Origin of the sequence: Kribbella amoyensis, assembly GCF_007828865.1 — a bacterium.
Lineage (GTDB): Bacteria > Actinomycetota > Actinomycetes > Propionibacteriales > Kribbellaceae > Kribbella > Kribbella amoyensis.
The window spans coordinates 6,252,340-6,265,338 of sequence record NZ_VIVK01000001.1 but is presented as its reverse complement, the minus strand read 5'-3'; the positions used below and the strand labels follow the sequence as shown (position 1 = coordinate 6,265,338).

General features: G+C 70.6%; 11 protein-coding genes. 6 read left to right on the top strand and 5 right to left on the bottom strand.

What is annotated here, in order from left to right:
• Nucleotides 1–28: 28 nt before the first annotated feature.
• The 3 genes from FB561_RS29165 to FB561_RS29155 form a co-directional block, all read right to left on the bottom strand.
• On the bottom strand, nucleotides 29–1,417 hold the full coding sequence (locus tag FB561_RS29165) for a sensor histidine kinase (RefSeq protein WP_145812249.1): 1,389 nt from the start codon (nucleotides 1,415–1,417) through the stop codon (nucleotides 29–31).
• On the bottom strand, nucleotides 1,417–3,075 hold the full coding sequence (locus FB561_RS29160; protein ID WP_145812247.1) for an FAD-dependent oxidoreductase: 1,659 nt from the start codon (nucleotides 3,073–3,075) through the stop codon (nucleotides 1,417–1,419). The genes FB561_RS29165 and FB561_RS29160 overlap by 1 nt, the downstream gene beginning before the upstream one ends.
• 111 nt (nucleotides 3,076–3,186) lie before the next feature.
• Nucleotides 3,187–4,227, bottom strand: coding sequence for a ferredoxin reductase domain-containing protein (locus FB561_RS29155; protein ID WP_238335114.1), 1,041 nt, complete (start codon nucleotides 4,225–4,227; stop codon nucleotides 3,187–3,189).
• 520 nt (nucleotides 4,228–4,747) lie between these two features.
• Here FB561_RS29155 and FB561_RS29150 point away from each other — a divergent pair.
• Nucleotides 4,748–5,173: a YchJ family protein gene (locus FB561_RS29150; protein ID WP_145812245.1), complete on the top strand. Its 426-nt coding sequence runs from the start codon at nucleotides 4,748–4,750 to the stop codon at nucleotides 5,171–5,173.
• Nucleotides 5,173–5,964, top strand: coding sequence for a nucleotidyltransferase domain-containing protein (locus FB561_RS29145; protein ID WP_145812243.1), 792 nt, complete (start codon nucleotides 5,173–5,175; stop codon nucleotides 5,962–5,964). Before FB561_RS29150 ends, FB561_RS29145 begins: the two co-directional genes overlap by 1 nt.
• 1 nt (nucleotide 5,965) lies before the next feature.
• Here the strand turns inward: FB561_RS29145 and FB561_RS29140 are convergent, their stop codons facing one another.
• Together FB561_RS29140 and FB561_RS29135 are read right to left on the bottom strand one after the other, a co-directional pair.
• Nucleotides 5,966–6,583, bottom strand: coding sequence for a dihydrofolate reductase family protein (locus tag FB561_RS29140; protein WP_145812241.1), 618 nt, complete (start codon nucleotides 6,581–6,583; stop codon nucleotides 5,966–5,968).
• A gap of 158 nt (nucleotides 6,584–6,741) precedes the next feature.
• The gene (locus FB561_RS29135; protein WP_145812240.1) at nucleotides 6,742–9,453 is read right to left on the bottom strand and encodes an ATP-binding protein; all 2,712 of its coding nucleotides are present in this window, start codon (nucleotides 9,451–9,453) and stop codon (nucleotides 6,742–6,744) included.
• A 279-nt stretch (nucleotides 9,454–9,732) separates the two neighbouring features.
• On the opposite strand from FB561_RS29135, the gene FB561_RS29130 reads away from it, so the two are divergent.
• The 4 genes from FB561_RS29130 (at nucleotide 9,733) to FB561_RS29115 (ending at nucleotide 12,974) form a co-directional block, all read left to right on the top strand.
• Nucleotides 9,733–10,767, top strand: a complete 1,035-nt coding sequence (locus tag FB561_RS29130) for a TerC family protein (protein WP_145812238.1) — start codon at nucleotides 9,733–9,735, stop codon at nucleotides 10,765–10,767.
• Nucleotides 10,768–10,880: 113 nt separating this feature from the next.
• Nucleotides 10,881–11,549, top strand: coding sequence for a TetR/AcrR family transcriptional regulator (locus tag FB561_RS29125; RefSeq protein WP_145812236.1), 669 nt, complete (start codon nucleotides 10,881–10,883; stop codon nucleotides 11,547–11,549).
• The gene (locus FB561_RS29120) at nucleotides 11,546–12,754 is read left to right on the top strand and encodes a cytochrome P450 (RefSeq protein ID WP_145812235.1); all 1,209 of its coding nucleotides are present in this window, start codon (nucleotides 11,546–11,548) and stop codon (nucleotides 12,752–12,754) included. The genes FB561_RS29125 and FB561_RS29120 overlap by 4 nt, the downstream gene beginning before the upstream one ends.
• A gap of 25 nt (nucleotides 12,755–12,779) precedes the next feature.
• Nucleotides 12,780–12,974, top strand: a complete 195-nt coding sequence (locus FB561_RS29115; RefSeq protein WP_145812234.1) for a ferredoxin — start codon at nucleotides 12,780–12,782, stop codon at nucleotides 12,972–12,974.
• Nucleotides 12,975–12,999: the final 25 nt, after the last annotated feature.

Sequence of the window (12,999 nt, the reverse complement as noted above, 5' to 3'; positions counted from 1 at the left end):
TGTCAACCTGGGCCGGCCGGTCGGCGGGTCAGCGGGAAGGGCGGAGCGGGAGGGCGACGCGGAAGACGGTGTCGCCCGGTCGTGAGTCGATCGTGATGCTGCCGCCGTGGTCCTGCTCGACGATGCGGCGGGCGATGTCGAGGCCGAGCCCGGTCCCCTTGCCGGCCTCCTTGGTGGTGTAGAACGCCTCGAACGCCCGCGCCGCCACCTCGGCCGGCATCCCCGGTCCGGTGTCCCCGATCTCGACGACGAGCTGCTCGCCCTCGGCCCGGGTACTGATCCGCAGGACGCCGGTCCCGTCCATCGCGTCGACGGCGTTGTCGATCAGGTTGGTCCAGACCTGGTTGAGCTCACCCGCGTACGCCTCGATCCTGGGCGCGTCGGTGGCGTACGACCGGATCACCTCGACGCCACCGCGGAGCTTGTGGCCGAGCATCACCAGGGTGCTCTCGATGCCGTCGGTCACGTCGACCTCCTGCAGGGAGCCACGGTCCATCTGCGAGTACGACCGGACGGCGGTGACCAGGTCGGAGATGCGCCGGGTCGCCTCCTTGACCTCGCCGAGCAGGGTCGCCGCCGAGAGGGTGCTCGCGACCCACTCGAGCCCGGGCTCCAGGGCCGCGTCGCCGAGCATGTCCGCGGCCCGCTCGCACCAGGCGACGTCGGCACCGGCCGCGGCCAGCGTGGGCGCGATCACCCAGTCGCGGTCGACGCCGTGCCGGGTCAGCCAGGACGAGATGTCGAGCTCGGTGTCCGCGGCCGTGAGCGGGTCCGCGAGTCCGGCGCCGGGCTCGAGCTCCAGGCGGAGCTTGTCGAGGGCGGTGAACTGCGCCGCGGTGATCTGGCCGTCCGCCAACTGGCCCAGGGCCGACAGCAACGTCGTACAGGCCTTGTCGAGGGCGCTGACCGACCTGGTCGCGGCGGCCGCCGGGTTGTTGATCTCGTGGGCCAGGCCCGCGGCCAGCTTGCCGAGGGTGACCAGCGATTCGCGCTGCCGGGCCATCGCCTCGATCGAGCGCGCGGTGCCGTACAGCCCCTTGACCAGGTGGCCGCCGAACGGGAACCACGCGTCCGTCCGCTCGCGCAGGGCTTCGGCCGGGACGCGGAGGATCCGGCCCTCGACCACGCCCTGCCCGGTCGCGAGGTACACACCGTGCTCGTCCCAGGCGCGGAACCCGCCCGCCCACCGGCCCGGCACGTCCATCCGCCCGACCACCACGTCCTCGCGGCCGATGTGGCGGCGCAGCGCGAGTGCTCCGTCGACGAGGACCCACCAGAAGTCGGCCGGATCGCCTTCGTGGAAGAGGTCGACGCCTGGTTCGACCCGGACCTCGGTACCGGCCGCCAGCAGCTCGGCCAGCTGGTCGTCGGTGAGCCCGTCGAAGAGGGCGAGCCCGCGCAGGTCGGCGACGTCCATCAGACCGTGGCCAGGTAGCGGTGGACCAGGTAGATCGCCATCGCGCCCTCACCGACGGCGGACGCGACCCGTTTCATCGAGTCGAGCCGGACGTCGCCGGCCGCGAAGACCCCCGGCGTACTCGTCTCCAGCGCGAAAGGTGGACGCGGCAAGGACCAGTGCCCGGTGTACTGCGCGCCGAGCAGGTCCTGGCCGGTGACCACGAAGCCGCGGTCGTCCCGGGCCACTGCGGTCCCCACCCAGTCGGTCCGCGGCGCCGCGCCGACGTACGCGAACAGCCAGCTGGTCTGGACGTCCTCGGTCGCGCCGGTGGTCCGGTCGGCCAGGGTGAGCGCCTCCAGGTGGCCGTTGCCCCGGCAGCCGATCACCTCGGTCCGGCAGCGCACCTCGATGTTCGGCGCGGCCGCGATCTTGTCGATCAGGTACTGCGACATCGAGGTGGTCAGGGTGGCGCCGCGGACGAGCATCACGACGCGCTTGGCGAACCGGGCCAGGTTGAGGACCGCCTGACCGGCCGAGTTCGCGGCACCCACCACGTACACGTCGTCGCCCTGGCACTGGCTCGCCTCGCTCGCGGTCGCGCCGTAGTACACGCCCCGGCCGGTGAGCTCGGCGAGGCCGGTCGCTTCGAGCCGGCGGTAGGAGACGCCGGTCGCGATGATGAGGGCGCGGGCCTCGATCTCACCCGAGCCCTCGAGCAGGACGGCGTGCACGGGTCCCCGGGTCTGCAGGCCGGTCACCGAGCGCGCGAGCACCATCTCCGCGCCGAACCGGGACGCCTGCGCGACAGCTCGGCGGGCGAGGTCGGACCCGGTCAGCCCCTTGGGGAAGCCGAGGTAGTTCTCGATCGCGGCACTCTGTCCGGCCTGACCACCGGGTGCCTCGCGCTCGACGATGACCGTGCTCAGTCCCTCGGAGGCCGCGTACACGCCCGCGGCCAGGCCGGCCGGTCCGCCGCCGACGATGCAGACGTCGTACAGCGGCTGCCGTGCGGTGGTCCGCAGACCGAGGGCGGAGGCGAGCTCGACGGGACTGGGGGAGCGCAGCGTCTCTCCGTCCGGAACCAGGACCAGCGGCAGCTCGGAATCCGCGGCGCCGGCCAGGTCGCGAAGGCGCTGGGCCTCGGTGTCGTGGTCGGTGTCGTACCAGCGGTACGGCACGTGGTTGCGGGCCAGGAAGGTCTTCACCTCATGGCTGCGATCGGACCACCGGTGCCCGACGACCCGGATGTCCGAGGTGTGTTCGGGGTGGGCGTCCCGCCAGTCGCCGAGCAGGTCGTCGACCACCGGGTACAGGTGCTCCTCGGGCGGATCCCACGGCTTGACCAGGTAGTAGTCGAGGCCGATGGCGTTGATCGCCTTGATCGCGACGTCGGTGTCGGCGTACGCGGTGAGCAGCAGGTACTTGGCGTCCGGCGCCTGCCGGCGGGCCGCGGCCAGCAGTTCGATCCCGGTCATCCCGGGCATCCGCTGGTCGGTCGCGATCAGCGCCACCGGTTGGTTACGCAACGCCAGCTTGGTGAGGACGTCGAGCGCCTGCGCACCCGAGGTGGCCCGGACGACCAGGTACTCCGTGCCGTACCGCTCGCGCAGATCACGCGAGATCGCGGCCGACACCTCGGGGTCGTCGTCGACGGTCAGAATGACGGGTTTGCTCATGCACGCGGCCTTCCGGCAGCCTCGTCGCCGCCCCCCATGGGCAAGACCGAGGACCAGTTCCGCCAGGATAACCACGATCACAGCCGTGGCAGCAGACCTCGGATCGATCGGCTAGGAGTCCCAGATCGGGCCGAGGGCGGGGATGCCGAGGCGCTCCAGGCCGTGGACCACGGTCCAGGTGACCCTCTTGTTCGAGACGCAGACGACCGCTTCGGCACCGGACGAGGAGTACGCCGAGTAGGCCAGCCTGACCATGTCGGGTTTGCCGTAGGCGTCGGTGTCCCAGATGAGAGTGTCCGGCTGGGCGGTGAGGATCTCGTCGACCAGGTCCTGGCCGTACGTCTTCACCGGATCGCGGGTCACCCAGACCAGCTTGTGCGGTACCCGGGCCGCGAGGACGTGGGCGAGGACGGGGCCGATCCCGCTGCCGGTCACCACGTACACGACTCGGTGGAAGACGGTGCCGTAGTTCGCCATGCCGGCGGTGGCGACGCCGCGGACCCAGAGGTGCGTGGGCGGGTTGTCGACGAAGTCCCCGGTCCAATCGCCGGCCCGGGAGACCGCCATCCGGAATCCGGGCGCGCCCGGCGTCGGGATCACGGCGAAGCTGTGCCACTGCTTCAGCGGGTGCCGTGCGACCGATCGGGTCGACCCCGCCATCGGGCGGCTCCGGGCGCTGCGGACCAGCGCGACGTGCGACGAGGGTCGCGTGACTTCGATCGGGATCCGGCGCAGCAACATCCACGGCACCAGCGAGCTGACCGTGGTGGTCAGGAGCACCCAGACCGTCGGCGTACCCGCCAGCGCGGTCAGGAGGGACGCGCCACCACGCCGCTCGTCCGCGAGCAGGACGGCGCCGGTCCAGAAGAGCACGGACAGGCCCCACCCGCCGAAGCGGTGCACCCGCTCGAACAGGTCGTGGTGCTTGGCCCGCATCTTTGGGCGAGCCGTCACCAAGATCCCGAGCAGCACGAGCGATTGGGCGCAGTACACGAGCAGCAGCGCCGGACCCACCTCGCCGATCGCGACGACGGTCAGGCCGAGGAACCAGAAGGTCCCGCAGACCGCGCCGCCGACGTGCAACCCACCCAGGTGGTACCCCTTCGCCAGGGTCCAGCGCAGCCGCAGCGGCCAGGTCCTCGGTGCCCTCATCACCAACCGGGAAAGGAAATTCACGAAGAGCTGCTGACGCACCAGAATTCCCAGCGCGAAATTGACCTGAGCCACCAGTGCGACAGTGCTGACTTCAGTCCATTGGTGATTCGCCAGACCGTCGACGAGGACCGCCAAGTTGACCACCAGGACGAGCAGCGCCAACCGATGGCTCTGCATGAGCCGTGGGTGCTTCAAAGCCCTTCTCCAGAACGGAAGTGCCCTCGGCAAGAGCACGTCCGGCAGGCCGGGATCCCGTGGTGGCGACAGCAGGACGGCAGTCATGACAATCCCCCAGAATTTTCAGCGGCGTGAAGACGTCGCGACCCACCGAATCCCCACCCGATGGTCACCGCGACGCCGAGCTCGAACGAACTCCTCGATCGCAGGCTGAGACGACCCGGATGCGGTTCCGGTTCGTCGCTGTACACCGATCGGGGCCCACTGCAACGAAACCTCAACAAACGCGGGGGACCGGACCACTGGTGGCAGCGCGAACGCTGTCGGCCACAATCGGGGGATGGCCAAACGTTCCGCTCGCCGGGTACCGCCGCTGTCCGCCACGTCTGCGTGTCCGTGCGGGCTGGGGGCCGCGTACGGCGACTGCTGTGGCGGGTTGCACCAAGGCCGGAAGGAGGCCGCGACAGCGGAGCAGTTGATGCGATCGCGGTACAGCGCGTTCGTCGTCCGCGACGAGGCCTACCTGCTGCGGTCGTGGTCAACGCCGAACCGGCCGCCGAGTTTGCGCTTCGACGACCGGATCGAGTGGACCGGGCTGGAGATCCTGGGCAGCACCGACGGCGGTCCGTTCCACACCGCGGGGACCGTGGAGTTCCGCGCCCACTTCACCGAGAACGGCCAGGCGGGCGACCAGTACGAGAACAGCCACTTCGTTCGCGAGGACGGACGCTGGGTGTACGACGCCGCTCTGAGCGAGGCAAGCTGATGCGGCATCACGAGGACACGCTCGCGGCGTTCGTCAGTACTGTCCGGCCCGAGTGGCTGGCCGTGGTGCTGGACGGGTCGGTGGCCCGAGGCACCGAGCGGCCGGACTCGGATGTCGACGTGACCGTGGTCGTGCCGGACGAGGTGTTCGCGCAGGCGCGCGCCGAGGACCGGGTGAGCTACGTCGAGCGCGAGGTCGCGACGTACGAAGGTGGCTACGTCGACGTCAAGGTCGTCACTCTGGCACTGCTGGCCGCCGGGACCGAACGCGGTGACGAGCCGATGCGGGCCGCGTTCACGAACGCCCGGATCGCCTGGACCCGCGACGACGTGATCCGCGCGGACCTCGAACCCTTGCTGAAGGCTGTCGTCGAACTCGGCGAGGAGGAGTGGGACCGGCGAATGGCCGCCGCCATCGCGGTGGTCCGGCTCCAGGCCGGTTACTTCGCCAAACAGGCCTTCGCCTCGGGAGAGGAGTACCTGCTTCGGCATGCTGTCCTGCACGCGGTGTCGGCCGCGGGACGTGCGCTGCTGGCCTACAACCGCGTGCTGTTCCAGGGTCACAAGTACCTGTTCCCGACGCTCGCCGGTCTCGACGAACTCCCCGACGGCTTCGTCGACCAGGCGCGGACCGTCCTGGCGGATCCCACGCCGGAGCGCCTCGAGGACCTGGTCCAGAGCGTCGAGGCCTTTCACGAGTGGCCGCTGACCCAGGAGGCGACGCTGTCCAGGTACGTCTCCGACAACGAGCTGGCCTGGCTCGACCGGACCCTCCCCACCGAGTACCGCTGACCTACCCGCCGAGCTTGGGCTGGTCGGTGAGGGCGGACACCTGGTACGTCAGGTGGGTCACGCCGTCACCCGCTACGACCTCGGGTCCGTCCAGCTTGACCGGGGTGTCCGTGAGCTTGTCCAGGTAGCGGATGCCCGCGCCGAGCAGGACCGACGCGACGTCGATGCTGAGCTCGTCGAGCAGACCAGCGTTCAGGCACTGCTGGGTGAGATCGGCGCCGCTGACCGCGATGACGCCGTCGCCGGCGAGGGCCTTCGCCCGGTCGATCGCGCTCTCGACGCCGTCGGTGACGAAGGTGAACGGCTTGCCGTCGTTCGCCCAGTCCTCGGGGACCTGGTGGGCGACGACGACGGTGGGCAGCCCGAGCGGCGGTTCGCCCTGCCACGCCTTGGACAGGTCGAAGGTCCGGCGGCCGACGACGAGGACCTTCACTTCCTCCCAGAGCTTGCCGATGTGCGCCGAGCTGGCGGCGGAGACCAGGCCCTGCTCGGTCCCGTCGGGCAGCCGGATCGGGACCGTCCCGGCCGCCTGCCAGGCGAAGACATGGCCCACCCCGTCGGAGGGGTCGGCGACGAATCCGTCCAGCGACATCGACATGTTCGCGACGACTCTCGGCATCGGTCAGCTCCTCGGCGTCTGCAACTGCCCGAGCCCTTCGGGCAGCCCCGCGGCATCAACAGCTCGAAGCTAGGGCGCGACCAGGGAGTGGCGCATCGGTCATTCTGCTGTACTTGTCCGCTGAGGTGCCGTGGCGCTGAGTAAGTCGCCCTGTGGCTTCAGAGGTCGAGCTGGGTGAGTTCGATCCGCTTGGAGATACCGATCTTCGGGAACGCGCGGTACAGGTGATGCCCGATCGTGCGTGGGCTGAGGAACAGCTGCGCGGCGATCTCCCGGTTGCTGTACCCGGCCGCGGCGAGCCGGACGACCTGCAACTCCTGCGGGGTGAGCCGGCTGCGCAGATCCGCGTCGTCCGCCGGGGCCGCGGCACCACCGAGGATGTCCAGCTCCGCCCGGGCCCTCGCCGCCCAGCCGGTTGCGCCCAGCCGCTCGAAGCCGTCGCGGGCGCGGATCAGTACGTCCTTCGCGTCTGCGCGCCGCCGACGTCGTCGCAGCCATTCCCCGTATGCCAGCTCGGTGCGCGCCTCGTCGTACCGGCGGGAGCCGTGCAGGTCGAGTGCGGCCGTGAAATGGTCCTCGGCTCGCGCGTCGGCATCGAGGAGCGCGTGGCATCGCCGGGACAGCGCGAGCAGGTGCGGCTGCCCCGATGCGCCGGCCCACAAGTCGAACCCGGCCAGGTACCGTCGCCCCGCCTCCGGCCGCCCGGACCGGACCGCGGCCTCGACGTGGTCCGGCACCGCACGGATCACGACGTCGTACCTGGCCGGTCCACCGCAGACCGTGTCGAGCCGGTCGAACGCGGCCGAGCTACGCCCCGCGGCCAGGTCGAGCATCGCGAGCCCCCACTCCGCCAACGCGGTGATCGCCGGATGCGCCTTGGCCGCGGGCGCCGTCGTACTCGCCAGCGCGTGGCACCGTTTCTCGTCGGCGAACAGCGCGGCCAGCCAGATCGCGATCGCGTCGAAGATCGCCGCCTGCATCGCCATCCCGAGCGCCGAAGCGAGCGCGGATCCTTCGGCCACACTCGCCTCGGCGCCGTGGAAGTCGCCCCGCAGCAACTGCTCGATCGCGAGCGGCTCCAGCGCGTACGTCAGCCAGGTCAGCGCCCCCTCCGCCCGGAAGGCCGCGGTCGCGGCTTCGAGCAGAGCGCGCGCACCCTGGTCCTGACCGGCGAGCAGACCGGTGAAGCCGGCGCCGAGGCCTTCGAGATGGCCGGACAGAGCGCCGGACTCGGCGGCCGAGACCAGCGACCTCATCAGCGGAATCGCCACCTGGGACTCACCGGCCAGCAGGTGATTCCAGCCGATCAGCCCGGCAGCGAGCAGGCGATGGCCGGAGTCCGCCGGGAGGTCGAGCTGTTCGAGCAGGCCGACGCCGCGGGCCAGCAAGTCGGGCGCTGCCGCGTCGCGCGCGGCGTACACCGCCTCGGTCAGCATCGAAGCAGCGAGCTCCGGGTCGGACCTGGCGACCAGCTCGGCGGCTTCCAGAGCGAGTCTCGCGTCGCCTTCGGGGGACATCGACTCGTACTCGACCTGGGCCCGCAAGAAGGTGGCCTCGGCAACCAACGCGGGCTCGTCCGTCCCGGCGGCGGCTTCCAGGGCGAGGTCGTTCGCCCACTGCGGCCTGCCCGCGTCGTACGCGGCCCGCGCGGCCTGGACGATCCGGCGAGCCCGGGCCCGGTCGTCGGTACTGAGCCGGGCTGCCCGCTCGGACGCCACGGCCACGGCCATCATGCCGCCGCGGTCCTGGGCCCGGCGGGCCGCCCGTTCCAGTTCCTCGGCGATCTCCTCGTCGGCCCCGGTGGCCGCCGCGGCCCGATGCCAGGCCCGCCGATCCGCGTCCCGCCGGTCCGTCAGGACCGCGGCGAGCGCGGCGTGGATCGTGATCCGCTGGTGATGCGGCGTGTCCTGGTACACGACCGACCGGACCAGCGGATGCCGGAAGTGCACCTCGTTCCCGGTGACCTGGACGAGTCGCGCCTGCTCGGCCGGCTCCAGATCGCCCACCGCCGTACCGAGCTCGGCCGCGGCGCGCAGGGTCGTGTCGAGGCCCACCGACTGGTCGGCCGCGGCAACGGCCATCACCAGCCGGGTGGCCGCCGGCAGTTGGCCGAGCTGAGCCCGGAAGACGCCCTGGACCCGGCCGGCCACGCGCAGGGGAGCGACCTGGTCATCGGCAGGCGGACGATCCTGGCCGGTCGCCGCACCGAGTTCGACGATGGCCAACGGATTCCCGGCGGCTTCGGCCAGGACGCGATTCCGGACCGGTACGGCGAGGTCCGGCGCCGTCTCGGTCAGCAGCTGCTCGGCCTCGGCCGGACTCAACGCGGGCAGCCGGACGGTCTCGATCCCGGCCGGAACCGGGTCACCCTCGTCGCGCACCGCGAACAGCATCGCGATCGGATCCGCACCGAGCCGGCGCGCGGCGAAGTACAGCGCGTCGGCCGAGGCCTGGTCGAGCCACTGCGCGTCGTCGATCACGCACACCAGCGGCTGCTCCCCGGCCAGCTCCGCCAGCAGGCTCAACGTCGCCGCGCCGACCAGGAACCGGTCGCCGGATCCGGCCCCAGGCTCGGCCAGCCCGAACGCCGCCCGCAACGCGGCCGCCTGCGGCCTGGGGACAGCGTCCAGCCGGTCCAGATACCGATGCAGCAGCAGATGCAACGCGCCGTACGGGATCTCCGCCTCGGACTCGGTCCCCGCGGCGGACAGCACCACCATCCCCTCCGCCGCCCCGACCGCGAATTCCAGCACCGTGGACTTCCCGGCCCCGACCTCACCCGAGACCACCAGCGCCCCGCTCCGCCCACCCCGCGCGGCACCCAGTACCGCGGCCACCCGCTCCCGCTCACTGTCCCGCCCCACCACCATGGCCAGAACCGTACCCCCGGGGTGGCCGCATCGGGGGTCCCTCGTCGCTCGCCCGGGCCGGTGCCGACCCGGCCGGCCGATCAGGTGCGTTGGGCAACGATTTGGCGTGTCGGGGCGGTATCCGCCACACTTGGGGCAGAAGGGGAGTATTCCTCTGCGGTGGCACCGTCAATACGGTTCAGGGCCCATGCCCTCCCGGTGCCGTCGGTCCGGAGTGAGCCTACGCCCGGGCGGAAGAGACCTTCGGAGTTGGATCACGTCTGCGCTCCGGAGGAAACTGTGCAGGTTCACGATTACGTCTGGTACATCACGGTCGGCGTGCTGCTGGCCATCCTGGCCTTCGACGTCTTCATCATCGGCCGTCGTCCGCACGAGCCGTCCACCAAGGAGTCCGCGACCGCGATCGCGTTCTACGTCGGGCTCGCGATCCTGTTCGGGCTCGGCGTCTGGATGTTCTCCGGCGGCCGGTACGCGGGTGAGTTCTTCGCCGGCTGGCTGACCGAGTACTCGCTCTCGGTCGACAACCTCTTCATCTTCCTGATCATCATGGCCAGGTTCCAGGTGCCGAGGAAGTACCAGCAGACGGCGCTGCTGATCGGCATCATCCTCGCGCTCGTCTTCCGCGGCATCTTCATCGCCGTCGGCGCCGCCGCGATCAACGAGTTCTCCTGGGTCTTCTACCTGTTCGGCGCGTTCCTGCTCTTCACCGCGTACCACCAGGCCAAGCAGGGCACGCACCAGGACGGCGAGGAGAAGGAGAACGCGGTCATCCGGTTCGCCCAGAAGCGGCTGAACGCGACCGACGAGTACAACGGCGTCAAGCTCACCGTGGTCAAGAACGGCAAGCGCCTGGTCACCCCGATGATGCTGGTGATCATCGCGCTCGGCACGACCGACCTGATGTTCGCGCTGGACTCGATCCCGGCGATCTACGGCCTGACCCAGGAGCCGTTCCTGGTGTTCACGGCGAACGTGTTCGCGTTGATGGGTCTGCGCCAGCTGTACTTCCTGCTGGGTGACCTGCTGAAGCGGCTGATCTACCTGTCCGTCGGGCTGTCGGTGGTGCTCGCGTTCATCGGCGTGAAGCTGGTGCTGCACGCGATGCACAAGAACGAGCTGCCCTTCATCAACGGTGGTGAGCACATCGAGTGGGCGCCGGAGATCCCGATCTGGCTGTCGCTCGGCTTCATCATCCTGACGCTCGGCATCACCACCGTCGCGAGCCTGTACAAGTCCCGCAACCTGGCGGCGGCGGCGGCCGACGACGAGGTCACCCCGGCGGACCAGCCGGACGGGAAGAGCGTCTCCCAGTAGCCGGCGCTCGCAGGGTCACTGTGGTTGGTTTTCGCAACTACTTTAAGTCAGGCACTTGATTTAACGCATCCGGGTCGGCAGGCTGGTCGCAGGCGACGCGGAGGTGATGTCTGGTGACCGATGGTGAGGACCGGCCCCGGCGGGTGCACGCGACCCGGGAACTGATCCTGGTCACGGCGGAACGCCTGTTCGCCGAGCACGGCGTGCACGAGGTGTCGAACCGGCAGATCAGCCAGGCCGCGGGCCAGGGCAACAACACGGCGGTCGGGTACCACTTCGGCACCAAGACCGACCTGGTCCGAGCGATCGCGCGCAAGCACTCCGAGCGGATCGAGCAACGCCGCTCGGAGCTGCTCGCGGCGGCCGAGGGCAGCACCGACGTCCGGGCCTGGGTCAGCTGCCTGGTCCGCCCGGCCACCGACCACTTCGCGACGCTCGGCGTGCCGAGCTGGCTGGCCCGGTTCAACGCCCAGCTGATGAACGACCCCTCGTTGCGCGAGGTGATGATCGAGGAGTCGCTGACCTCGCCGACGTTGCGCCGGATCCTCGACGGCCTGAACGCGTGCCTGGCCGGACTGCCGTTGCCGGTCCGGCTGGAACGCGGCGACATGGCCCGCCACCTGATCGTGCAGATGTGCGCGGAGTACGAACGCGCGCTGGCCGAGGGAACGCCGACGGCACGGGCCGGCTGGCCGGAGATGGCGACCGGACTGATCGACGGCATCGTCGGTCTGTGGACCGCGCCGGTGTCGGGAAACCTCACTGCGGAAGGACTCCGATGACGATCGACGAAGCCCCGGCGTACCCGATGGCCCGCGCGGCCGGCTGCCCGTTCGACCCGCCGCCGCGGCTGCGTGAGCTGCAGGCCGAGTCGCCGCTGGTCAAGGTGCGGGTCTTCGGCCGGCCCGCCTGGCTGGTCACCCGGTACGCCGACCAGCGCGCCCTGCTCGCCGACGCGCGGCTCAGCTCCGACGTCACCAGCCCGGGGTACCCGAGTCCGACCGGCGCGCCGCCGAAGTCGGACGGGGGCGTCGGGATCGGGTTCATCCTGATGGACGATCCCGAGCACGCCCGGTTGCGGCGGATGGTCACCGCGCCCTTCATGGTCAAGCGGGTGGAGGCGATGCGGCCCGCGGTCCAGCGGATCGTGGACGACCTGATCGACGACCTGCTGGCCGGGCCGAAACCGGTGGACCTGATGGAGGCGTTCGCGCTCCCGGTGCCGTCCCTGGTGATCTGCCGGCTGCTCGGCGTCCCGTACACGGACCACGACTTCTTCCAGCAGAACAGCAAACAGCTGATCCGGCTCGACGTGTCCCCGGAGCAACGGGCCACGGCGCACGGGAACTTGGCCGGCTACCTGGACAACCTCGTCGGCGCGAAGCTGGCGGATCCGGGCGACGACCTGCTGTCCGGTCTCACGGAGCGGATCAAGGCCGGTGAGCTGAGCCGCCAGGACGCGGCTGGGATGGGCGTTCTGCTGCTGCTCGCGGGGCACGAGACCACCGCCAACATGATTGCCCTCGGCACCCTCGCGTTGCTGGAACACCCGGAGCAGTTCGCCGTCCTCCGGGACACCACCGACCCGGCCGTGGTCAAGGGCGCGGTCGAGGAGTTGCTGCGGTACCTGAACATCACCCACAACGGCCGGCGCCGGGCGGTGCTGGCCGACATCGAGTTCGAGGGTCAGGTGCTCCGGGCCGGCGACGGGGTGATCTTTCCGAACGACATTGGCAACCGGGACCCGGCGGCGTTCCCGGACCCGGACCGGCTGGACCTGGGCCGCGACGCCCGGCGGCACGTGGCGTTCGGGTTCGGCGTGCACCAGTGCCTGGGGCAACCACTCGCGCGGATGGAACTGCAGGTCGTGTACGGCACCCTGTACCGCCGGATCCCCACGTTGCGCCGGGCCGCCGAGCTGGCCGAGATCCCGTTCAAACACGACGGTTCCGTGTACGGCGTCCATGCGTTGCCCGTCACCTGGTGACCGGCGAGGAAGCGAGGTTCGCGAGATGAAGGTCATCGTCGACCAGGACCGGTGCGTCGCCTCCGGTCAGTGCGTGCTGGCCGCCGCCGAGGTGTTCGACCAGCGGGACGAGGACGGTGTCGTCGTGCTGCTCGACGAGAACCCGCCCGCCGAGCTGGCGCGCGACCTCCACCACGCGGAGGCGGTCTGCCCGGCGTTGGCGATCGTCGTGGAGGACTGAGGCCGGCACAGCGGGCCGTGGCTGA